Genomic DNA, 20,603 nt, shown 5'->3' with positions numbered 1-20,603 from the left:
CACGTCCCTCATTCATCCAGGGTCACGTTGTCGAGTGTGCCTGCACCCAGCTGCTCGCGACCCGACAGCTTGATCAGCAGTCGCAGGTCGTTGGCGGAGTCGGCATGGGCAAGGGCCTCACTGTAGCCAATTTGGCCGGCGCAGAACAGGGTGAACAGCGCCTGATCGAAGGTCTGCATGCCGAGCTCGCCGGATTTGGTCATCACCTCCTTGAGCCTGTGCATCTCGCCCTTGCGGATAATGTCGGTGATGAGCGGGGTGTTGAGCAGGATCTCGAAGGCGGCGATCCGGCGGCTGCCATTCACGTTGGGGAGCAGTTGCTGCGCCACGATGGCGCGCAGGTTGAAGGAGAGATCGAACAGGAACTGGCGGTGTTTCGCCTCCGGCACCAGATGGAGGATGCGATCCAGCGCCTGGTTGGCGTTGTTGGCGTGCAGGGTGGCGAGGCAGAGGTGGCCCGTCTCGGCAAACTGGATGGCCAGTTCCATGGTTTCCTGGGTACGGATCTCACCGATCAGGATGACATCTGGTGCCTGACGCATGGAATTCTTGAGGGCCACGTCGAAGGAGTCGGTGTCTATGCCGACCTCCCGCTGGGTCACTAGGCAGCGCCCATGCTGGTGGACGAACTCCACCGGATCCTCCACCGTCAGTATGTGGCCGTCGCCGTGCTGGTTGCGATAACCGATCATGGCCGCCTGGGTGGTGGACTTGCCAGCCCCCGTGGCACCGACGAACAGCACCAGCCCGCGTTTGGCCATGGCCACATCCTGCAGGATGGGGGGCAGTACCAACTCCTCGAAGGTGGGAATACGGGTCTCGATACGACGCAGCACCATGCCCGGCATATCCTGCTGCCAGAAGGCGCTGACCCGGAATCGGCCAAGTCCTTCGCGGTGGATGGCGTAGTTTGCCTCCCGGCTATGCAGGTATCGCTCGAAGTGCGTCTCGTCCAGGCTATCCCTGACCAGGGTCAGCGCCGTCTGCCTGTCCAGCGGCTTATCGCCCAGTGGTACCAGGCGTCCATTGACCTTGAGGGTGGGAGGGGCATCGACCGTGATGAAGAGATCCGATCCCTTTTGTTCAACCAGTGCAGCGAGTAGAACATCCATGTTCATAGTGTCTCCTTGGGTATGAAAGCATCTTAAATGCTGTTGGGATCGGCCGCCTTGGCCCTGGCATCGAGGGCGGCAACCACGCCTCGGTTGACGAGCTGCTTGAGGCTCTGATCCATGGTTTGCATGCCGTGGGTCATCCCGGTCTGGATGACGGAGTAGAGTTGGGCGACCTTGTCTTCCCGGATGAGGTTTCGCACCGCCGGGATCCCCAGCATGATCTCGTGGGCTGCCACCCGGCCACCGCCGATCCGCTTGAGCAGGGTCTGGGAGATGACCGCCCGCAGGGACTCTGAGAGCATGGATCTCACCATGTCCTTCTCCGAGCCGGGGAAGACGTCGATGATCCGGTCTATGGTCTTGGCCGCCGACGAGGTGTGCAGGGTACCGAACACCAGATGACCGGTCTCTGCCGCCGTCATGGCGAGGCGGATGGTCTCGAGGTCGCGCATTTCCCCCACCAGTATGATGTCCGGGTCCTCACGCAGGGCCGAGCGAAGGGCGTTGGCGAAACTCTTGGTATCGCGGTGCACCTCGCGCTGGTTGACCAGGCAGCGCTTGTTCTCGTGCACGAACTCGATGGGATCCTCAATGGTGAGGATGTGGTGGTGGAAGTTGTCATTGATGTAATTGACCATGGCCGCAAGCGTGGTGGACTTGCCCGAACCTGTCGGGCCCGTGACCAGCACCAGGCCGCGCGGAAACTCGGCTATCTTGCGGAACATCTCGGGAGCTTCCAGATCCTCCAGGGTCAGAACGGTACTGGGTATGGTGCGAAACACTGCGCCAGAGCCCCGCGCCTGTTGAAAGGCGTTGACCCGAAAACGCGCCATGCCGGGTACCTCGAAGGAGAAGTCCACCTCGAAATTCTCCTCCAGCTCCTTGCGCTGATAGTCGTTCATGATGTCGTAGATCAGGGCGTGCACTTCACGGTGATCCAGGGCGGGTAAATTGATCTTGCGAACCTCTCCATCAACCCTGATCATCGGGGGAACCCCGGCTGAGAGGTGTAGATCCGAGGCCTTATGCTTTACACTGAAAGCCAATAACTCTGTGATATCCATAGATTTGTTATTCTCCCATCACAAGATCACGAACGAAATATGAGCCAGATTGCCCAGCACCTGCTTCAGGTAAAGGAACGTATTGTACAGGCCGCCAGGCGAGTTGGCCGTGGCGCCGATCATATCCAGCTGCTTGCGGTCAGCAAGACCAAGCCGCTTGAAGACATCCAGGCCGCCTATGCCGCCGGTCAGCGCCGCTTTGGCGAATCCTATGCTCAGGAGGCCGCCCTCAAGATTGATGCCCTGCGTGAGCAGGCTGCCTGCCAAGACATAGAGTGGCACTTTATCGGCCCGCTGCAATCGAACAAATCCAGGTTGGTGGCGGAGCGATTCGATTGGGTGCAAAGCGTCGATCGTGACAAACTTATCGAGCGCCTCAACAACCAGCGTCCAGCCGGGTTGTCACCGCTAAATGTCTGTCTGCAAATCAATATTAGCGGAGAGAGCAGCAAATCCGGTACGTCGGAGCAAGAGATTTTCCGGTTGGCCGCCCTGGTTGCCCAGAGCGAGCGACTGGTGCTGCGTGGCCTGATGGCCATCCCGGAGCACACCAGCGACGAGGCGGTTCTGGCTGTGCAGATGCGGCGCATGCAGGCTCTGTTCACCGAGCTTGCGCAACAATACCCGAGCGTCGACACCCTTTCGATGGGCATGACCGAGGATCTCGAGGCCGCCGTCGCCCATGGCAGCACCATGGTCCGGGTCGGCACCGCCATCTTCGGTGCCCGTGATTACTCATGAACAGAAGCATACGGTGCAGCCCGTCCTCGCCTTCGTCGGCGCCGGCACACCGCAGCATTGGAAGCCATTAACAGGAGTGTGTGATGCAACATAGAACCCTCGCCTTTATCGGGGCGGGCACGCAGGGCTCCGCAGTCATTTCATCAGCAGGAGTGCAAGATGCAGCATAAGAGAACCCTCGCCTTCATCGGGGCGGGCAATATGAGCCGCAGCATCATTGCCGGCCTGATCCAGGCCGGTTATCCGGCCGGGCGGATCATCGCCGCCAACCCCAGTCGGCCCAAGCTGGACGAACTGGCTGATCAGTTCGGCATTCGCATTACCCAGAACAACGCCGAGGCGGCCCGTGAGGCCGACGTCATCGTGCTGGCGGTCAAACCCCAGCTGATGGCGGCCATGCTGGAGGCGCTGGTGGCCGAGCTGGGGTCGCTGGCGGGCAAGCTGCTCATCTCCATTGCCGCCGGTATCAAGGTCGAGCGGTTGCAGGAGATGGCGGGGGGGCATGCCCGCATCATCCGCACCATGCCCAATACCCCCTCCCTGCTGGGCTTGGGAATGACCGGGCTCTATGCTCCGACCGGCATAGATCAGGCGGATCGCGACTTCGCCGAACAGATGATGCAGGCCGTCGGCAAGACCCTCTGGGTCGCGCAGGAGAGCGGTATCAACGGCGTCATCGCGGCGGCGGGCAGTGCCCCGGCCTACTTCTTCCTGTTCATGCAGGGGATTGCCGAGGAGGCTGAGGCCATGGGCTTCTCCCCCGAGCAGGCCCGTCTGCTGGTGCAGCAGACCGCCCTTGGCGCCGCCGCCATGGTGGAGCAGAACCCCGAGCTCTCCCTGCAGGCCCTGCGCGAGCAGGTCACCAGCAAGGGCGGCACCACGGCCGAGGCCGTCAAGACATTCCAGGAGCAGGGGCTGAAGCCGCTGACCTCACGTGCCATGCAGGCGGCCGTCACCAGGGCTGCCGAGATGGAAACCCTTTTCTGAACCTTTTGTAGCAAGGAGCCCGGATGAACACGGCTTACTTTTTGATTAATACGATTTTTGATCTCTACCTCATGGTGGTGCTGTTGCGAGTCTGGTTGCAGTGGGCCCGCGCCGATTTCTACAACCCCATGAGCCAGATGGTGGTCAAGGTGACCAACCCCCTGGTGATCCCGCTGCGCCGCATCATCCCCGGCTTCGGCGGGCTGGACATGGCCTCTGTGCTGCTGGCACTCATCATCGCCTTCGCCAAGCTGGCGCTGCTCAAGAGCATGAACGTGCTGCTGACCGACTGGCTGACCCTCAGCCTGTTTGCTGTGCTTACCATACTGAAGAAGACGGGCTCCATGATCTTCTGGGTGCTGCTGATCCGAGCCATCCTGAGCTGGGTCAGCCAGGGCCGCAACCCCATCGAATACGTGATGCATCAGCTGACCGAGCCCTTCCTGGCACCCATCCGCCGCATCCTGCCGGCGCTGGGTGGCCTGGATCTCTCCGTGCTGGTCGCCTTCATCGCGCTGCAGGCCATAAACTATCTGTTGGGGGATCTGTTCGGCCAGCTGTGGTGGATGATCTGATGCCCGCCGTCCTGCTGGAAGGGGACGAGCTGGTGTTGCATCTGATGATCCAGCCCAAGGCGAGCCGGGATCAGATCGTCGGCTTGCACGGGGACGAGTTGAAAGTGGCCATCACGGCACCGCCGGTGGATGGTCAGGCCAACAGCCATCTGATCAAGTATCTGGCCAAGCAGTGCAAGGTGGCCAAGGGGCAGGTCCGCATCGTGCGGGGGGAGCTGGGACGGCACAAGACGGTTGCCATCGAGGCACCGAGGCAGATCCCCGCCGAGATCGCCGCCCTGCTGGAGAGTGGAACACGAGAAGGATGACATCATGAAAACAGTCTGGATGAGCTGCCTGCTGGCACTCTTGATGACACTGCCACTGCGGGCCGAGCAGATGAAGGAGCTGGGCCCCTGGCAGGTTCACTACAGCGCCTTCAACTCCAGCTTCCTCACCCCTGAGGTGGCCAAGGCTTACGGCCTGGAGCGCAGCCGCTACAATGGCATCGTCAACATTGCGGTGCAGAACAAGCAAGGGGTGGCTCAGGCGGTGGGCATCAGCGGCGAGGCCAAGAACCTCACCGGCACCATCCGTACCCTGAGCTTCCAGGAGGTGAAGGAGGGGGACTCCATTTACTACCTGGCGGTGCTGCCCTACCGGAACGAGGACACCTACCAGTTCACCCTGAAGATCATGGGGGAGGGGCAGCAGCAGACGCTGACCTTCCAGCAGACCTTCTACGTCGACTAGCTGTCTGGATGCGATGAAAATGCCCCGAACCCACAGGTTCGGGGCATTTTTTATCCGGCGAGAACCTGCCTACACAAGTTAGCGGCTGGCCAGCGGGTAGGTGAACAGGGCCAGGTGGGCGAAGTTGAACAGGAAGTGGATCGCGATGGCGACGCCGAGGCGCCCGCTCAGCAGGAAGGCCAGGCCGTAACAGGCCCCCGCCAGGGCGGCAAACAGCACCAGCAGCGGACCGCCGGCCAGGTGGGCGGCGCCGAACAGCAGGCTGGCGACCAGGAGGCCGAGCCAGGGCTTGCTTCGGCTCGCCACCCCTTGCTGGATAAGGCCGCGAAACAGCGCCTCTTCCGCCACGCAGGTGAACAGCAGGTTGTTGAGAGCGAACAACCACCACCAGTGGGGCAGCCCCACTTCGGGCTTGAGGGCCCCCAGTTGCCAGGCGGTGATAAACAAGGCTGCCAGCGGCAGCATGAGCAGAGCCAGCGGTCGCCAGCATATCGCGCCGCCCGGGCCGAGCAGGGCGGGCCAGGCCAGCAGCAGGCCGAAGAAGATGAGCGGCTTGTCCAGATTGAGGTAGAGGGTGAAGGGGACGCTGGCGGGACCGGCCTGCACCCGATCCAGCACCTTGAGGTTGTCAAAGCCCGGCACCAGGTGCAGCGTCAGGGCCAGGACCCACAGCAGCACCAGTGTCAGTGCGACGCCACGCCAGGGCTGGGGGAGGGTGGGCGTGCGGCAGGCCAGCAAGAGACCGGCGAGGCTGACCAGCGCGGCGACCGGGCCGAGTCGCTCCAGCCAGAGTGCGGTCAGCAGGGCAATCCCCAGCAGGATCAGGCCGCTCCGCTGCTGGCGGGCCAGGCAGAGCAGCACGGCCAGTCCCAGGGCGAGCCAGATGAGGGTGTCAGGGAGTGGTAACATTGAGTCTCCTTGTGGGTTGCAAGGGGCGCACCTTAACGAGCCTTCGCCTCTCGCACAAGGCGCAATGGACTGGTCGGAGCCCAGGCGTGCTCCTTCTTGCCGCCGGTGCTGACCGGAGAGGACAATAAAAAAGCCGGAGCAGAGGCTCCGGCTTTGGGGATAGATGGTGGCCCGAATGCACGGGCCCAGGCCAGATTAACGACCGGATTCGGCGATCACGCGGGCTATGATGTCGGCACGCTTGGTGGCTTCCAGCTCGCCCAGGGCGATGAGGCCGGCTTTGAAGATGACGTTTTTCGGCAGGCTGACGTCATCCAGGGTGGTGATGGCTTCGACGTGCAGGCCGTTCAGGCGGCTGGCATCGCGCGGGCTCAGGTTGACCTGGGTATTCATCACCTGCTTGCCTTTCTTCTTGGCAGGCACGGCTGCTTTCTGGCTGGATTCCTGTTCTTCGTCTTCCGGCAGTTCGTCATCAAAATCGTAAATGGACATAGTCAATCCTGTTGGGTTGCAAGGGGCATGCTCGCCCGAAATGTGGGTATTCAGCCCATATCCTCGTTGCGGATAAAGGCGCGCCAGGAGCCGAGCACCTGGGCAAAGTCTTCCAGTCCGCACATGGCCAGCTGCTCATCATCGTAGTAGGCGAGATCGTCGAGATCCTCATCCAGCTCGATATTGAGGACGTTGGCTTTCACCTCGGCCTCCTCAGGGGTGAGCAGCAGTGAATAGTCACCGCCATGACGCTGGTACTCAGTGCGGGTTCGATTGGATAGCTGGTCAATGATGGAGAAGAGCTCGTCGAGCGTCTCCTCATCCTTGCCAACTTCATCGATCAGCCACTGACCGATGGCCTCGTGGCCCATGGAGAACCGGGCGCGATAGCCACCGAACGGGTCGCGGCGAAATTCATAATCCATAGCGGAGTCCCTATCGGAAGGGTGGAGCCACCACAATAGGGAGCGGCATGACGCCGGATCCATGATCCATGGTGGGGCACAGATAGCGTAAAGTGGCCTATTCTAGCGATCCCCCCCCCGCTTGTCTTGATGATGTGGGATCTTTAACGGGTCTGTCCCCCGGATCCAGGCCACCCGGGTGCCCTGTCAACGAATGATATGGAGATATGATGCAACGCAATGACACGCTCCCCCGGCAGATCGTCAGCAAGGTGATGCAGAGACGGTCGTGCTCGGCCAAGGTGATGGAGGCGCGACATCGTCTGGGGATCGCCTCCAGAACCCCTCGGCTATCTATCCGGAGATGTTATGCAGCTCAATGACGCGCTCGCTCATCAGATTGTCAGCCGGGCCATGAAGATACTGTCGTTCTCGGTCAACGTGATGGACGAGCGGGGCCTCATCATCGCCTCCGGCAACCCGGAGCGGCTTCATCAGCGTCACGAGGGGGCCGTGCTGGCACTGACCGAGAACCGGGTGGTGGAGATCAGCGATGCCACTGCCCGGCAGCTCAAGGGGGTGAGGCCCGGCATCAACCTGCCCATCTCCTATCAGGGGGAGTTGCTCGGGGTCATCGGCATCTCTGGGGATCCGGAGGAAGTGCGTGCTTACGCCGAGCTGGTGCGGATGACCGCCGAGCTGATCCTGGAGCAGGCGGCGCTCACCGAGCAGTTGCAGTGGGACAAACGGCACAAGGAGGAGCTGGTGCTGCAGCTCATCCGCGGCGAGGGGCGGGCCGATCAGCTGCTGCAGGCGGCCCGTTTCCTCGACCTCGATCTGGCCCAGCCTCGCGTCGTCGCCGTGCTGGCGCTGGAAGAGGCAGATCCCGCCCGCCTGCGGGAGCTGGTGCACCTCTTGGAAAATCCGGAGCGGGACAACCTGGTAGCCATCAACGGTCTGGACGAGATAGTGGTGCTCAAGCCGGCACAGCTCTGTGACGGCGTCTGGCAATCGGCGCAGGAGCGCAGCCGCATCAAGCAGTTACTGGCCCGCATTCCTCATTTCAAGGTACGCATAGGGGTGGGTGATTACTTCGCCGGGACGGGCGGATTGGCGCGCTCCTACCAGACCGCCCGTGACACCCTGCGCCGTGGCATGAGCCAGGCGCCGCGTAAGCAGGTCTACTTCTTCGAGGATTACCGCCTGCCTGTGCTGCTCGGCAGCCTGGCGGACTCCTGGCAGGCGGATCAGCTGCGGGCCCCGCTGCAAAAGCTGGCAAAGGAGGATGCAAAAGGAACGCTGCAAAAGACGCTGCGCCAATATTTCTTGCAGGATTGTGATCTGCATCCCTGTGCCGAAGCGCTCTTCATCCACCCCAATACCCTGCGTTACCGGCTGACCCGGATAGAGCAGATAACAGGCTTAAATTTCAACAAGTTAGATGACAAGTTCCTGCTCTATCTCGGGCTCAATTTCGACGGATGACTTGTTCATATGAACAAAAATAAAGGCTTTTTAAGCGCAAGCTTTGGCTTTTAAGCCAAAGCATTCCAGGTTGGGATCACCATAATGGCCACCACTCACTCATTTGAAAGGTGCCCGTCATGATCCCTGTATCCGCGCTCGGTGCTCTCGCCGCGCTCTCCATCGCCATCTTCCTCATTCTGAAGAAGGTGCCGCCTGCCTACGGCATGATAGTCGGTGCCCTGGCAGGTGGCCTGATCGGCGGCGCCGACCTGACCCAGACCGTCGCCCTGATGATCGGCGGCGCCCAGGGGATCACCACGGCCGTGATGCGGATCCTGGCGGCAGGTGTGCTGGCAGGTGTCTTGATCGAATCCGGTGCCGCCACCACCATCGCCGAGACCATAGTCCGCAAACTTGGCGAGACCCGTGCCCTGCTGGCCCTTGCCCTGGCCACCCTGATCCTGACCGCGGTCGGCGTCTTCGTGGACGTGGCCGTCATCACGGTTGCCCCCATAGCGCTCGCCATCGCCCGTCGCGCCGATCTCTCCAAGGCGGCCATCCTGCTGGCCATGATAGGGGGCGGCAAGGCGGGCAACGTCATGTCCCCCAACCCCAACGCCATCGCCGCGTCCGACGCCTTCCACCTGCCCCTCACGTCCGTGATGGCGGCCGGCATCATCCCGGGTCTGTTCGGTCTGGTGATGGCCTACTGGCTGGCCAAGCGCCTCAACAAGCGGGGCAGCAAGGTCGCGGCCGACGAAGTGGTGAACTTCGACGGTGGCAAGCTGCCCGGCTTCTTCGCCGCCATCAGCGCCCCCCTGGTCGCCATCCTGCTGCTGGCCCTGCGTCCGGTGGCCGGTATAGTCGTGGATCCGCTCATCGCCCTGCCCCTCGGCGGCCTGGTCGGTGCCCTGATGATGGGCAAGTTCAGCAAGGTGAACCAGTTTGCGGTCTCCGGCCTTGCCCGCATGGCGCCGGTGGCCATCATGCTGCTGGGCACGGGTACCCTGGCAGGCATCATTGCGAACTCGGGTCTGAAGGATGTGCTGATCAGCGGCCTGACCGCCTCCGGTCTGCCCTCCTACCTGCTGGCCCCCATCTCCGGCGCCTTGATGTCGCTGGCGACCGCCTCGACCACCGCAGGCACAGTGGTGGCCTCCAACGTATTCAGCTCCACCCTGATCGAGCTTGGCATCAGCAGTCTGGCGGGGGCCGCCATGATCCATGCCGGTGCTACCGTGTTTGACCACATGCCCCACGGCTCCTTCTTCCACGCCACCGGTGGTAGCGTTCACATGGGCGTCGGCGAGCGCCTCAAGCTCATCCCGTACGAAACCGCGGTCGGTCTGACCATTGCGACTGTCTCCACCCTGATGTTTGGCGTGTTTGGCCTCGCCTAAGGAATTGATATGAAAATTGTTATTGCACCCGATTCATTCAAGGAGAGCCTGAGCGCCATGGCGGTGGCCGATGCCATCGAGGCGGGTTTCAAGCAGGTGTTGCCGGATGCCACCTACGTCAAATTGCCCATGGCCGATGGCGGTGAGGGCACTGTGCAGTCCCTGGTGGATGCCACCGGTGGCCGCATCCTGCAGGTTGAAGTGACGGCTCCGCTCGGCAACAAGGTGCAGGGCTTCGTCGGTCTGCTGGGAGATGGCAAGCGTGCCGTCATCGAGATGGCGGCGGCCTCAGGTATCCATCTGGTGGCACCCGAGCAGCGCAATCCGTTGCTCACCTCCAGCGTCGGTACCGGCGAACTGATCCTGGCGGCGCTGGAGATGGGGGTGAAGCACCTCATTCTCGGCATCGGTGGCAGCGCCACCAATGACGGCGGTGCCGGCATGATCCAGGCACTTGGTGGCAAGTTGCTCAAAGCGGATGGCTCTGCCATCGAGTTGGGGGGGGCCGGCCTGGCCGAGCTGGCGACCATCGATCTGAGCGGGCTGGATCCGCGCCTGAGCGAGCTGGTCATCGAGGTGGCCTGCGACGTGAACAATCCGTTGTGCGGCCCGAAAGGCGCCTCCGCCGTGTTCGGCCCGCAGAAGGGGGCGACTCCGGAGATGGTGGCCCAGCTCGATGCCAACCTGGCCCGCTACGCCGATTGCATCGAACAGGCCCTCGGCAAGCAGGTGAAGGATATTCCGGGGGCGGGCGCCGCCGGTGGCATGGGTGCCGCCCTGGTCGGCCTGCTCGGTGCCGAGCTCAAGCCCGGCATCCAGATCGTCATCGACGCCTTGAAACTGGCCGATGAAGTGGCCGATGCGGATCTCGTCATCACCGGCGAAGGGCGCATCGACAGCCAGACCATCCACGGCAAGACGCCAATTGGTGTCGCACGCTGCGCCAAGCGGTTCGGCAAACCGGTGATCGGCATCGCCGGCTGCCTCACCGACGATTGCGGCGTGGTCCATGACCATGGCATCGACGCCGTGTTTGCGGTAGTCAACCGGGCCATGTCCCTGCCGGAGGCGATCGCGACCGCCACCACCAACCTGCAGCTCACTGCCCGCAACGTCGCCGCGCTCTATCTGCTGCGTCGTTAATCCTCTTCTGGCCGGTGCCCGTCACCGGCCGCACCCAGCCCCGTGTAGCGGATGTGGTTGCTCGCCTGAGGGCGGACCCTCTGACGCACCTTGCCGATCCCAGGATCGGCTTTTTTATTATCCTGCTGTCTTCTATATGGTTTTTGTATTCTGCCGGGGACCTTTGCGGCATAGTGATCTCCCCATCCCGTGAGGGGCAACGTGCGAGAAGACGCCCATGATCCTGCTGACCCTGGGGGTAGTGCTATTTACCCTGATCCATCTCTATCCCTGCTTCGCCGCAGCGCACCGTGTCCGGCTGCGCGATCGGTTGGGGGAGAACCGTTACAAGGGACTCTTCTCGCTGCTGGTGTTCGTCGCCATCGGCTGCATCCTCGCCGGCTGGCGCAGCGCCAGCCCCATGCCGCTCTACTTCCCGCCCGCCTGGGGGCCCATGCTGGTGATGGCGGCCATGCCGGTCGCGCTGATCCTGCTGTGCGCAGGGCAGGGAGCGAACCACCTGCGCCGCTGGCTGGTACATCCCCAACTGCTCGGTACCCTGCTCTGGGCCTGCGCTCATCTGGCGGTCAACAGCGAGGCGCGTTCCCTGGTGCTGTTCGGAGGGATAGGCGCCTGGGCGCTGGTCAGCATCGTCTGGATTTCGGTGCGGGACTGGCGCACCAAGCCCCGGCCGGCGGCCACCTGGCAGGGGACGGGGATCAGCGTGGGCGCCGGTCTGATGCTCACGGCCCTGCTGGTCTTCTGGGGCCACGGCTGGTTGACCGGGATCCCGCTGCACTGATCGCTGAACCTTGTTCAGGAATCGTGCGTATGATGGAGAAAACCCGAGGAGTCACGTCGATGAAATGGTTCACCCTGCTGTTGTTGATCGGTTCGGGCGCAGCGTCTGCCGCCTGCCCTGACTATTTCAATGTGGAGATGCGGGAACTCAACAACACCCAGCGCCACAACCTCTGCCAGCTGACCGAGGGCAAGGTGGTGCTGGTGGTCAATACCGCCTCTTATTGTGGTTACAGCGGCCAGTTCCGGGATCTGGAGGCGCTCTACCAGAGCTACAAGGACAAGGGGCTGATGGTGCTGGGGTTCCCCTCCAACGACTTCTGGCAGGAAGCGGGCAATGAGAACAAGACAGCCGAAGTGTGTCGCCGGGATTACGGTGTGACCTTCCCCATGTTCAATCGGGTTTCGGTGCGGGGCGCCGATGCGGTGCCGCTGTTCAAGGGGCTGGCGGCTGCCGCCGATGGGGATGCACCGAACTGGAACTTCCACAAATATCTGGTGGGCCGCGATGGCAAGCTGATTGCGAGCTATGGTGCCAATCAGAATCCGTCGGATGATCCTCTCAAACAGCAGATCATCGAGGCGCTGGGGCGCTGACCCTACCCCCTGGCGGGCGGCTCTGGAATAATGGAGGCCCGCCACTCACTCTGGTTATCCCGTGCTGCAACGTCTTCCCCAAATGGTGATCTTCGATGCCCTGGTCCGCGAGCAGGGCATCTCTGCCGCCGCGCGGCGGCTCGGGGTCTCCAAGTCCCATATCAGCAAGCAGCTGGCTCAGCTTGAGACCGAGCTCGGCGCCCAGCTGGTGCAGCGTACCACCCGCCGCTTCTCCCTGACTGAACTCGGCCAGGAGTATGCCCGCCACTGCCGAACCCTGGTGGCGGTGGCCCTGGAGGCGGACTCCATGGTGGCGGAGCGGCGCGGCAAGGTGAGCGGTGTGCTGCACCTGGGGGTGGGCCAGTCCTTCGGCCGCTTGCACGTGATCCCTCGGCTCAAGGCATTCCAGGCGCGTTACCCGGATCTTGAGCTGGAAGTCTCCCTGTTCGATCACCGCACCAACCTGGTGGATGAGGGGCTGGATCTCTGGATCACCACCTACGAGGACAAGCCCGAAGCCCTGGTGGGGCAGCGGCTGGCGGACATCGGCTTCGTGCTGGTGGCCTCGCCGGACTATCTGTTGAGCCACGGTACCCCGCTGCACCCCAGGGAGCTGGCCAGGCACAACTGCATCACCTACCAGAGCCGGGAGCGGCGCTACCACGAGTGGTCGTTTCGCCAGGGCAAGGAGCGCCAGACGGTGCAGGTGGCAGGCAACTATCGGGTGGATCTGGCGGAGGCGGTGCGGGATGCCGCCCTGGCCGGGCTCGGCATCGCCTATGTAGCCAACTACCTGCTGGACAAGGAGCTGCAATCCGGCCAGCTCATCCCCCTGCTGCCCCAGTGGCGCCCGAACCAGAAGATGGCGGTGCACGCCGTCTACGCCAGGCGGGAGCACCTGGATCCCAAGATCCGCCTCTTCATCGACTTCCTCAAGGAGAGCTTCGGCCCCGAACCCTACTGGGCGCAGCGGCTGGCTCCCTGGCTGGGGGGCAGATTGTCCGGTGTGGAGGAATAATCGTTTCCATACAGGAACACTGACTTTCGCCTGATACCAAACACGAGCCAAATCAGCCAGTTGGCGCAACCGATATGGTGCAAACGTTTTTGCTAACAGGGTTGTAACCAGGTGGACTTGCAGTGATGGGGGCTGGGGAGCAGAATCCGCGCCCATCTTCAGTCCCAATAGATGGAATCCCTATGATCGCCCTGCTCGGCATCTTGAGTATCCTGGCGCTAGCCGCACTCTGCTCTGATAATCGTCGTCGTATCCCGTTGAGAACAGTGGGCTTCGCCCTCTGTTTGCAAGTCCTCTTCGCCGCCCTGGTGCTCTGGCTGCCAGCCGGTCAGCAGGTGCTCAACGGCGTCAGCGAGAGTGTCAGCAGCGTGATCGGCTACGGCCAGGAGGGGATCGCCTTCCTGTTCGGGGATCTGGCCAAGTTCAAACTGGGCTTCATCTTCGCGTTCAACGTGCTGCCGGTCATCATCTTCTTCTCCGCGGTGATCGCCATCCTCTACCACATCGGCCTGATGCCGCGGGTCATCGCCCTGCTGGGCGGCGGTCTGCAGAAGCTGCTGGGCACCGGCCGTGCCGAGAGCCTCTCCGCCACCGCCAACATCTTCGTCGGCATGGTGGAGGCCCCCCTGGTGGTCAAGCCCTACCTCTCCAAGATGTCTGACTCCCAGTTCTTTGCGGTGATGAGCTGCGGTCTCGCCTCGGTGGCCGGTGGCACCCTGGTGGGCTATGCCAGCATCGGGGTCGAGCTGAAATATCTGATCGCCGCCGCCTTCATGTCGGCACCTGCCGGTCTGGCCATGGCCAAGATCCTGGTACCGCCCGGTGCCGATGAGGAAGATCATCATGAAGATGTGGTGATCCCGCGCGCCACCAACGTAATTGAAGCGGCGGCCGATGGCGCCATGTCCGGCCTCAACATCGCTGTGGCGGTGGGCGCGACCCTGTTGGCGTTCGTCGGGGTGATCGCCATGCTCAACGGCCTGTTGGGTTGGGCCGGTGATCTGGTGGGGCTGGATCTCAGCTTCCAGATCATCCTGGGCTGGCTGTTCGCCCCCGTCTCTTGGCTGATCGGCGTGCCCTGGGATCAGGCTCAGGCCGCCGGCGCCTTGATCGGCACCAAGATCGTCATCAACGAGTTCGTCGCCTTCATCGCCCTGGTGCAGGATCAGACTCTGAACGAGTCGAGCAAGGCAATCGTCACCTTCGCCCTGTGCGGTTTCGCCAACATCTCCTCCATGGCGATCCTGATTGGCGGCCTGGGGGCCATGGTGCCGGAGCGCAAGTCCTTCATCGCCCGTTACGGCATGCGCGCCATACTGGCGGGGGTGCTGGCAAACCTGATGAGCGCCTCGCTCGCTGGCCTGTTCCTCGCCCTCTGAGTGACCTAGAGGCTCGCGGCTTCAGATCAAAGCCCGCTTCAGCGGGCTTTTTTGTGGCCACTCGGGCAAAAAAAAAGCGCCTCAGAGGAGGCGCGGGGAAAAAGACAGATTGGAAGCGTCACATGGGTGCCACTTGAATGAGGGATGAGCCGTGCCATCCAAGTGTGAGGCCATGATGCCTGATGTTGTCTGAAGCCCTTCTGAGGCGATTCTTCATACTCTGTTCATTTTGCTAAACGCCCGAAGGTGTCAGTGCAAAGCCTCCGTTCCCTTGCCCCAGTGTCAGCAAGCAGCGTTGTGAACGGGATGCGGCCGGTTAATCAGGGGCTCAAGGAGCCAGGGTGAATTTGTCGACCGCCTGCTGTTCCAGTGCCAGTAACCAGCGTTTGATGGGAATGCCGCCGGCGTACCCCGTCAGCGCACCGCTGCTGCCTATCACTCGGTGACAGGGCACTATGATGCTCAGGGGGTTGCGGCCGTTGGCCGCCCCGACGGCTCGCACCGCCTTGGGGTTGCCGATGGCCTGGGCTATCTCGAGATAGCTGACGGTCTCGCCGTAGGGGATGTCGCACAGGGCGCGCCACACCGACTGCTGGAAGGGGGTGCCTCTGGCGGCGAGCGGCAGCGTGAAGCGCTGCAGCCGGCCGGCAAAATAGGCCTCGAACTGCTCGAGGTAGGGGGCCAGGGCCACATCGTCCCGTTGCCATTCCGCTGTGGGGGTGACCGGCTGCTCCCCCCGCACGAACTCAACATAACGCAGGCCATCCTGGTCGATGGCGACGAGCAGGGGGCCCTGGGCGCTCTCACAAAAACTGTATCTCATGGGTCTCTCTTCCTCGGCCTGAACGGCTCACTCCATCCCGGGCTTGCCACGGGCCGACTTGATCTCGCCTTTGCGCTTCTTGGCGTCGACCCGTTTGCGCTGGGAGCTGCGGGTCGGCTTGGTGGCGTGGCGCGCCTTGGGACGCCAGGCGGCTTTTTTCAGCAGTTCAGTCAGGCGGCTCATGGCCTCCTTGCGGTTCATGTCCTGGCTGCGGTGGGTCTCGACCCTGATCTGGATGAAGCCATCGTGGACCCGGCTGTCGCTGAGCTTCTCCAACCCCTCCTTATAGAGGTCCGGCAGGCTGGGGGAGTCGCGGTAATCGAAGCGCAGCCAGACGGCGGAGTCCGTCTTGTTGACGTGCTGGCCCCCGGTGCCCTGGGCACGCATGGTCTGAAACTGCAGCTCATGCCAGGGAATGATCACGCTGTTGGAGATGACTAACATGGGGTGATGCTCTCATTTGGTGCATCAAGGGAGTCTGGTGCAGCTTGGTGCCTCATTATGGGGCGAGATGCGCTTCCTTGGTGATCCTGAGCCGAAACGGCTCAAGGGTTAACGGCTATCTTTATGAAAATAAACAATAAAAATACTTGGCACAAGAATTGATGACCTCTTCATGACATACCATGGATTGGGAGCAACCAGATGAAGCTGATTACTGCGATTATCAAACCTTTCAAGTTGGACGATGTGCGCGAGGCCATCGCCAACCTGGGGGTCGAGGGTCTGACCGTGTCCGAGGTCAAGGGCTTCGGTCGCCAGAAGGGGCATACCGAATTATACCGGGGGGCCGAGTACCAGGTCGACTTCCTGCCGAAGGTAAAGCTGGAGATCGCCACCGCCGACGAGAACGTGGAAGGGGTGATCGAGGCCATCTGCAAGGCGGCTTATACCGGCAAGATAGGGGACGGCAAGATTTTCGTCTATGACTTGCTGCAGGCAGTGCGCATCCGTACCGGCGAGAGCGACGACGAGGCACTGTGATCCCGCGCCATGGAGCCGGTGGCTAAGCCCGAGTAGCACTCAGGCAGACCCGGCAGAAAAAGAGAATACGTGGTCATGGAGAGACTGGGTGGGATTCCATCCGGTCTTTTTGTTTTAGCGGCGATTAAATATGTGGCCCTACCTCTGTAAACCACCTTGATCCTCTCATCCTGATTCATGCAGAATGCAAACGAAAATAGTTATCACTTTATGCACAGACAAGGAATGGATGATGAAAATGAAGATGCTGGCGCTGGTGTTCTCCTCGCTGATCGCCCAGTCGGCCTTTGCCGCTGCGGAAGTGAATGTCTACTCCACTCGGCAGGATGAGCTGATCAAGCCCATCATCCAGCAGTTTGAGAAAGAGACCGGTATCAAGGTCAACGTGGTGTTTGCCAAAGAGGGGCTGAACGAGCGTCTGGAGCGCGAAGGCAAGCTCTCCCCGGCGGATCTGATGCTGACCGTCGACATCAGCCGCCTGACCGATCTGGTGGAGAAGGATCTGGTGCAGCCGGTGGACAGCAAGACGCTGCAGGAGAACATCCCGTCCATCTATCGGGATCCGGACAACAAGTGGTTCGCCCTGACCACCCGGGTACGCGCCATCTACTCCAGCAAGGATCGCCTCGGCAAGCTCGACACCATCAGTTACGAAGATCTGGCCAAGCCTGAATTCAAAGGAAAAATTTGTACCCGCAGCGGCAAGCACGAGTACAATGTGGCGCTGGTTTCGTCCATGATCGCCCATCACGGCATGGCGGACGCTAAAACCTGGCTGGAAGGGGTCAAGGCCAACCTGGCGCGCAAGCCGCAAGGCAACGACCGGGATCAGGTCAAGGCGATCAAGGATGGTATCTGTGACCTCTCTCTGGGCAACAGCTACTACCTGGGTGCCATGTTGAAAGACCCGGCACAGAAATCCTGGGCAGATGCGGTCTACATCAACTTCCCGAACCAGGGTGATCGCGGTGCCCACGTCAACGTGAGCGGTGTGGCCATGACCAAGTACGCCAAGAACAAGGACGCGGCCCAGAAGCTGATGGAGTTTCTCTCTGGCGACACCGCCCAGCACATGTACGCGGACGTGAATGCCGAGTACCCGGTCAAGGCCGGGGTCGAGCCTTCCGCCATGGTCAAGTCCTGGGGCAGTTTCAAGTCTGACCCCATGCCGGTCAGCGACTACGCCAAGCACCGCAAGGACGCCTTGCAACTGCTGGATGAAGTGAAATTCGACTTGTAATCAGATGGGGCCAAGGGCCCCATCAATCTCTGTGGTCTCATGAAAAATTTTGGATGGATTGCCGGCAGCTGGGCCACCGCCCTGCTGCTGGGTTTACCGGTGCTTGCCCTCATCTTCTCTGCCTTCTCGGCAGACGGAGACCTGTTTCGCCACCTCGCCGATACGGTGCTGCTCGATTACCTTGGCAACACCTCAGGGTTGGTGCTGGGGGTAGTGCTGCTCAGCCTGCTGTTCGGGGTGCCCACCGCCTGGCTGGTCGCCATGTGCCAGGTGCCGGGGCGCCGCGCCCTGCAGTGGGCGCTGATGCTGCCCATGGCCATGCCCTCCTACATAGTGGCTTATGTCTATACCGACCTGCTCGACTACTCGGGCCCGCTGCAGGCGGGGCTGAGATCCCTGTTTGACTGGCAGAGCCCGGCCGATTACTGGTTCCCGGCCATCCGCTCCCTCGGCGGTGCCGCCTGGGTGCTGGCGCTGGTGCTCTTCCCCTATGTCTATCTGCTGGCGCGCGCCTCCTTCCTGGAGCAGTCGGTCAGCCTCATTCACTCCAGCCGCTTGCTCGGCTGCACCCCCTGGCAGAGCTTTCGTCGCCTCAGCCTGCCCCTGGCCCGTCCTGCCATCATGGTGGGGGCGTCGCTGGTGGCCATGGAGACTCTGGCGGACTTCGCCACCGTCCACTTCTTTGCCATCAACACCCTGACGACGGCCATTTACGACACCTGGCTCGGCTATGGCAGCCTGGCCACCGCCGCCCGTCTCTCCTGTCTGATGTTGCTGGCGGTGGTGCTGCTCATCGCCCTGGAGCGCCGCTCCCGCCAGCGCCAGCAGGTGTTCCAGAAATCCATGGGTCATGAGCAGCCCCTGCGCTACCCCCTCAAGGGGGCCAGCCGTCTGCTGGCCGGGCTCTGGTGCTGGGGGCTGGTGCTGGCCGGTTTCGGCCTGCCGTTCGTGATACTGCTGGACTACGGGGTGCGCTATTTCGCACTGTCGTGGACGCCGGAGTTCGTGCGCTTCGCTGGCAACAGTCTGCTCATCTCGGCCCTGACTGCCCTGCTCGCCATGGTCATCGCCCTGCTGCTCGGCTTCTTCCGTCGCCTCGATGGTGGTACCCGCAGCCTGCTCCCCCTGCGCATCGCCGCCACCGGCTATGCCATGCCGGGTACAGTGCTCGCCATAGGGGTACTGGTACCGCTGACGGCGCTGGATTTTGGTCTCAACGATCTGGCCGAGTGGCTCGGGATGCAGGGGCCCGGTCTGCTGCTGACCGGTACCCTCACCGCCATAGTATTCGGCTACCTGGTGCGCTTCGTGGCCATCGCCATCGGCTCGGTGGAGAGCAGCATGGGCAAGATCTCCCCCAGCCTCGACATGGCGGCCCGCACCCTGGGACAGGGGACGGGGGGCATGCTGCGGCGGGTGCATCTGCCGCTGGTACGGCGCGGCCTCTTTGCCGGCGCCATGCTGGTGTTCATTGAATCCATGAAGGAGCTGCCCGCGGCCCTGCTGCTGCGGCCGTTCAACTTCGAGACCCTGGCCACCCACGTCTACCAGTTTGTCTCGGACGAGATGCTGGAGCGGGGGGCGCTCGGCGCCATCGTCATCGTGCTGGTGGGGCTGGTGCCGCTTATCTGGGTCAACCGCAGTCTGGACAGCCCGGGCCATTAGGTCTGCTGCGAAACGAGAGGAACTGAGTCGTGTCTTGCTTGCAAGTAGAGAAGGTAAGCTGCCGTTACAACGGCCAGAACGTGCTGGAACAGCTCTCCCTGACGGTGGCCGACAACGAGATCGTCTGCCTGCTCGGAGCGAGTGGCTGTGGCAAGACCACGCTGCTCAAGGCGGTCGCCGGCCTGTTGCCGCTGGCGGAAGGCAGCATTCGTCTCGGGGATACCCTGCTGGACGGGCCCGGCGTGACGGTGTCGCCTGAGCGTCGCCACATCGGCATGATCTTTCAGGATTACGCCCTCTTCCCCCATCTGACGGTGGCCGAGAACATCGGCTTCGGGCTGACCCAGGTGCCTCGCGATAGCCGCCAGCAGCAGATCGAGGAGGCGCTGACCTTGGTCAATCTGCAGGGGTTGGGGGAGCGCTATCCCCATCAGCTCTCCGGTGGCCAGCAGCAGCGGGTTGCCATCGCCCGCGCCCTGGTGTGCAAGCCCAGATTGATGCTGCTGGACGAGCCTTTCTCCAACATCGACACCCAGGTGCGGATGAAGCTGATCCTCGAGATCCGCGCCCTGCTCAAGCGTCAGGGGATAGGCGCCATCTTCGTCAGCCACAGCAAGGAGGAGGCGTTCGCCTTCGCCGACCGGCTGGCACTGTTCCGGGCCGGTCATATCGAGCAGGTGGGGCAGCCTGAGCAGCTCTATCGCCGCCCCGAGAACCGCTTCGTGGCGGAGTTTCTCGGTGGGGTCAACTATCTGGCGGCCGAGGTGGTGGACAGCCACTGCGTGCAGACAGCGCTCGGGGTCATCTGTGGCCATGAGCCGCACGGTCGCGCCCCGGGAGAGCGGCTGCAGCTGATGCTAAGGCCCCAGCAGCTGGTGTTGACGGCCGCCACTGACGGCGACTTGCTGGTGCGGGAGCAGCAGTTCCTCGGTCATCACTGCCGGGTGTTGGTGGAATGTGCCGGTCAGCAGCTGGAAGCCAGCATAGGGGAACCCCTTGAGGGAGAGAGGGCGCGCGTCACTGTGGCCCCCCATTCGCTGGTGTTGTTTGACCCTATATAGTGATGTGAAATCAAGGAATTGACCCCG

The 20,603-nt window shown here is 62.3% G+C and carries 23 protein-coding genes; 16 read left to right on the top strand and 7 right to left on the bottom strand.

Going from position 1 to position 20,603, the window contains the following annotated elements:
* Positions 1 to 8: 8 nt before the first annotated feature.
* Both PG898_RS07145 and tapT read right to left on the bottom strand, forming a co-directional pair.
* Positions 9 to 1,118, bottom strand: a complete 1,110-nt coding sequence (locus PG898_RS07145) for a PilT/PilU family type 4a pilus ATPase (protein ID WP_270823627.1) — start codon at positions 1,116 to 1,118, stop codon at positions 9 to 11.
* A gap of 26 nt (positions 1,119 to 1,144) precedes the next feature.
* Positions 1,145 to 2,179, bottom strand: a complete 1,035-nt coding sequence (gene tapT, locus PG898_RS07140; protein WP_041206426.1) for a type IVa pilus ATPase TapT — start codon at positions 2,177 to 2,179, stop codon at positions 1,145 to 1,147.
* Positions 2,180 to 2,218: 39 nt separating this feature from the next.
* Between tapT and PG898_RS07135 the strand changes: the two genes are divergently transcribed.
* From PG898_RS07135 to PG898_RS07115, 5 genes are all read left to right on the top strand, one after another.
* Positions 2,219 to 2,920, top strand: a complete 702-nt coding sequence (locus PG898_RS07135) for a YggS family pyridoxal phosphate-dependent enzyme (protein WP_042649789.1) — start codon at positions 2,219 to 2,221, stop codon at positions 2,918 to 2,920.
* Between the two features lie 159 nt (positions 2,921 to 3,079).
* Entirely contained in the window at positions 3,080 to 3,907 is an 828-nt protein-coding gene (gene proC / locus PG898_RS07130) for a pyrroline-5-carboxylate reductase (RefSeq protein ID WP_270823628.1), read from the top strand.
* A gap of 23 nt (positions 3,908 to 3,930) precedes the next feature.
* Entirely contained in the window at positions 3,931 to 4,482 is a 552-nt protein-coding gene (locus PG898_RS07125; protein ID WP_025325667.1) for a YggT family protein, read from the top strand.
* Entirely contained in the window at positions 4,482 to 4,790 is a 309-nt protein-coding gene (gene yggU / locus PG898_RS07120) for a DUF167 family protein YggU (RefSeq protein ID WP_043128939.1), read from the top strand. The genes PG898_RS07125 and yggU overlap by 1 nt, the downstream gene beginning before the upstream one ends.
* A gap of 4 nt (positions 4,791 to 4,794) precedes the next feature.
* Positions 4,795 to 5,214, top strand: a complete 420-nt coding sequence (locus tag PG898_RS07115) for a DUF4426 domain-containing protein (protein ID WP_041206420.1) — start codon at positions 4,795 to 4,797, stop codon at positions 5,212 to 5,214.
* Between the two features lie 78 nt (positions 5,215 to 5,292).
* On the opposite strand, the gene PG898_RS07110 is transcribed toward PG898_RS07115, so the two are convergent.
* The 3 genes from PG898_RS07110 to PG898_RS07100 form a co-directional block, all read right to left on the bottom strand.
* The gene (locus PG898_RS07110) at positions 5,293 to 6,123 is read right to left on the bottom strand and encodes a CPBP family intramembrane glutamic endopeptidase (RefSeq protein WP_270823629.1); all 831 of its coding nucleotides are present in this window, start codon (positions 6,121 to 6,123) and stop codon (positions 5,293 to 5,295) included.
* Positions 6,124 to 6,318: 195 nt separating this feature from the next.
* Positions 6,319 to 6,615 carry a hypothetical protein gene (locus tag PG898_RS07105; RefSeq protein WP_005332293.1) on the bottom strand — a complete coding sequence of 99 codons (297 nt, stop codon included), beginning with the start codon at positions 6,613 to 6,615 and terminating at the stop codon, positions 6,319 to 6,321.
* 50 nt (positions 6,616 to 6,665) lie between these two features.
* Complete coding sequence (locus tag PG898_RS07100; RefSeq protein WP_005332296.1) at positions 6,666 to 7,040, bottom strand: YacL family protein; 375 nt, start codon at positions 7,038 to 7,040, stop codon at positions 6,666 to 6,668.
* 348 nt (positions 7,041 to 7,388) lie between these two features.
* Between PG898_RS07100 and PG898_RS07095 the strand changes: the two genes are divergently transcribed.
* From PG898_RS07095 to PG898_RS07065, 7 genes are all read left to right on the top strand, one after another.
* Positions 7,389 to 8,504 (top strand): sugar diacid recognition domain-containing protein, encoded by a 1,116-nt coding sequence (locus tag PG898_RS07095; RefSeq protein ID WP_270823630.1) that lies wholly within the window; start codon positions 7,389 to 7,391, stop codon positions 8,502 to 8,504.
* 119 nt (positions 8,505 to 8,623) lie between these two features.
* On the top strand, positions 8,624 to 9,886 hold the full coding sequence (locus PG898_RS07090; protein WP_025325674.1) for a GntP family permease: 1,263 nt from the start codon (positions 8,624 to 8,626) through the stop codon (positions 9,884 to 9,886).
* A gap of 9 nt (positions 9,887 to 9,895) precedes the next feature.
* A complete protein-coding gene (locus tag PG898_RS07085; RefSeq protein ID WP_270823631.1) occupies positions 9,896 to 11,029 on the top strand; it encodes a glycerate kinase in 1,134 nt (377 codons plus the stop codon).
* A gap of 217 nt (positions 11,030 to 11,246) precedes the next feature.
* Complete coding sequence (locus PG898_RS07080) at positions 11,247 to 11,810, top strand: NnrU family protein (RefSeq protein ID WP_043128944.1); 564 nt, start codon at positions 11,247 to 11,249, stop codon at positions 11,808 to 11,810.
* Between the two features lie 59 nt (positions 11,811 to 11,869).
* Positions 11,870 to 12,406, top strand: a complete 537-nt coding sequence (locus PG898_RS07075) for a glutathione peroxidase (protein ID WP_268422604.1) — start codon at positions 11,870 to 11,872, stop codon at positions 12,404 to 12,406.
* A gap of 82 nt (positions 12,407 to 12,488) precedes the next feature.
* Entirely contained in the window at positions 12,489 to 13,424 is a 936-nt protein-coding gene (locus tag PG898_RS07070) for a LysR family transcriptional regulator (protein WP_270823688.1), read from the top strand.
* Positions 13,425 to 13,606: 182 nt separating this feature from the next.
* Positions 13,607 to 14,803, top strand: a complete 1,197-nt coding sequence (locus tag PG898_RS07065) for a NupC/NupG family nucleoside CNT transporter (RefSeq protein ID WP_270823633.1) — start codon at positions 13,607 to 13,609, stop codon at positions 14,801 to 14,803.
* A 328-nt stretch (positions 14,804 to 15,131) separates the two neighbouring features.
* On the opposite strand, the gene PG898_RS07060 is transcribed toward PG898_RS07065, so the two are convergent.
* Together PG898_RS07060 and arfB are read right to left on the bottom strand one after the other, a co-directional pair.
* Entirely contained in the window at positions 15,132 to 15,626 is a 495-nt protein-coding gene (locus PG898_RS07060) for a methylated-DNA--[protein]-cysteine S-methyltransferase (RefSeq protein WP_270823634.1), read from the bottom strand.
* A gap of 27 nt (positions 15,627 to 15,653) precedes the next feature.
* Positions 15,654 to 16,070, bottom strand: coding sequence for an alternative ribosome rescue aminoacyl-tRNA hydrolase ArfB (gene arfB / locus PG898_RS07055; RefSeq protein WP_270823635.1), 417 nt, complete (start codon positions 16,068 to 16,070; stop codon positions 15,654 to 15,656).
* Between the two features lie 201 nt (positions 16,071 to 16,271).
* Between arfB and glnK the strand changes: the two genes are divergently transcribed.
* The 4 genes from glnK to PG898_RS07035 all read left to right on the top strand — a co-directional run bounded on the left by glnK (position 16,272) and on the right by PG898_RS07035 (position 20,576).
* Positions 16,272 to 16,610, top strand: coding sequence for a P-II family nitrogen regulator (glnK, locus tag PG898_RS07050; protein ID WP_005332325.1), 339 nt, complete (start codon positions 16,272 to 16,274; stop codon positions 16,608 to 16,610).
* 232 nt (positions 16,611 to 16,842) lie between these two features.
* The gene (locus PG898_RS07045) at positions 16,843 to 17,850 is read left to right on the top strand and encodes a Fe(3+) ABC transporter substrate-binding protein (RefSeq protein ID WP_270823636.1); all 1,008 of its coding nucleotides are present in this window, start codon (positions 16,843 to 16,845) and stop codon (positions 17,848 to 17,850) included.
* A gap of 39 nt (positions 17,851 to 17,889) precedes the next feature.
* Positions 17,890 to 19,515, top strand: a complete 1,626-nt coding sequence (locus tag PG898_RS07040) for an ABC transporter permease (protein ID WP_270823637.1) — start codon at positions 17,890 to 17,892, stop codon at positions 19,513 to 19,515.
* A 29-nt stretch (positions 19,516 to 19,544) separates the two neighbouring features.
* Positions 19,545 to 20,576 (top strand): ABC transporter ATP-binding protein, encoded by a 1,032-nt coding sequence (locus PG898_RS07035; RefSeq protein ID WP_270823638.1) that lies wholly within the window; start codon positions 19,545 to 19,547, stop codon positions 20,574 to 20,576.
* Positions 20,577 to 20,603: the final 27 nt, after the last annotated feature.

Source organism: Aeromonas sp. QDB31, assembly GCF_027707605.1.
Lineage (GTDB): Bacteria > Pseudomonadota > Gammaproteobacteria > Enterobacterales > Aeromonadaceae > Aeromonas > Aeromonas media.
Note: the sequence above shows the minus strand (reverse complement) of the source record. Positions and strands in the feature narration are given on the sequence as shown.

Excerpts from the sequence above, each read along its gene's own strand:
- PG898_RS07040 (WP_270823637.1), top strand. The coding sequence starts at position 17,890 with ATGAAAAATTTTGGATGGATTGCCGGCAGCTGGGCCACCGCCCTGCTG.
- proC (WP_270823628.1), top strand. The coding sequence starts at position 3,080 with ATGCAGCATAAGAGAACCCTCGCCTTCATCGGGGCGGGCAATATGAGC.
- PG898_RS07100 (WP_005332296.1), bottom strand. The coding sequence starts at position 7,040 with ATGGATTATGAATTTCGCCGCGACCCGTTCGGTGGCTATCGCGCCCGG.
- PG898_RS07145 (WP_270823627.1), bottom strand. The coding sequence starts at position 1,118 with ATGAACATGGATGTTCTACTCGCTGCACTGGTTGAACAAAAGGGATCG.
- PG898_RS07080 (WP_043128944.1), top strand. The coding sequence starts at position 11,247 with ATGATCCTGCTGACCCTGGGGGTAGTGCTATTTACCCTGATCCATCTC.
- PG898_RS07115 (WP_041206420.1), top strand. The coding sequence starts at position 4,795 with ATGAAAACAGTCTGGATGAGCTGCCTGCTGGCACTCTTGATGACACTG.
- PG898_RS07065 (WP_270823633.1), top strand. The coding sequence starts at position 13,607 with ATGATCGCCCTGCTCGGCATCTTGAGTATCCTGGCGCTAGCCGCACTC.
- PG898_RS07075 (WP_268422604.1), top strand. The coding sequence starts at position 11,870 with ATGAAATGGTTCACCCTGCTGTTGTTGATCGGTTCGGGCGCAGCGTCT.
- arfB (WP_270823635.1), bottom strand. The coding sequence starts at position 16,070 with ATGTTAGTCATCTCCAACAGCGTGATCATTCCCTGGCATGAGCTGCAG.
- PG898_RS07135 (WP_042649789.1), top strand. The coding sequence starts at position 2,219 with ATGAGCCAGATTGCCCAGCACCTGCTTCAGGTAAAGGAACGTATTGTA.
- PG898_RS07105 (WP_005332293.1), bottom strand. The coding sequence starts at position 6,615 with ATGTCCATTTACGATTTTGATGACGAACTGCCGGAAGACGAAGAACAG.
- PG898_RS07060 (WP_270823634.1), bottom strand. The coding sequence starts at position 15,626 with ATGAGATACAGTTTTTGTGAGAGCGCCCAGGGCCCCCTGCTCGTCGCC.
- yggU (WP_043128939.1), top strand. The coding sequence starts at position 4,482 with ATGCCCGCCGTCCTGCTGGAAGGGGACGAGCTGGTGTTGCATCTGATG.
- PG898_RS07125 (WP_025325667.1), top strand. The coding sequence starts at position 3,931 with ATGAACACGGCTTACTTTTTGATTAATACGATTTTTGATCTCTACCTC.
- PG898_RS07085 (WP_270823631.1), top strand. The coding sequence starts at position 9,896 with ATGAAAATTGTTATTGCACCCGATTCATTCAAGGAGAGCCTGAGCGCC.
- tapT (WP_041206426.1), bottom strand. The coding sequence starts at position 2,179 with ATGGATATCACAGAGTTATTGGCTTTCAGTGTAAAGCATAAGGCCTCG.
- glnK (WP_005332325.1), top strand. The coding sequence starts at position 16,272 with ATGAAGCTGATTACTGCGATTATCAAACCTTTCAAGTTGGACGATGTG.
- PG898_RS07045 (WP_270823636.1), top strand. The coding sequence starts at position 16,843 with ATGAAAATGAAGATGCTGGCGCTGGTGTTCTCCTCGCTGATCGCCCAG.
- PG898_RS07070 (WP_270823688.1), top strand. The coding sequence starts at position 12,489 with ATGGTGATCTTCGATGCCCTGGTCCGCGAGCAGGGCATCTCTGCCGCC.
- PG898_RS07090 (WP_025325674.1), top strand. The coding sequence starts at position 8,624 with ATGATCCCTGTATCCGCGCTCGGTGCTCTCGCCGCGCTCTCCATCGCC.
- PG898_RS07110 (WP_270823629.1), bottom strand. The coding sequence starts at position 6,123 with ATGTTACCACTCCCTGACACCCTCATCTGGCTCGCCCTGGGACTGGCC.
- PG898_RS07095 (WP_270823630.1), top strand. The coding sequence starts at position 7,389 with ATGCAGCTCAATGACGCGCTCGCTCATCAGATTGTCAGCCGGGCCATG.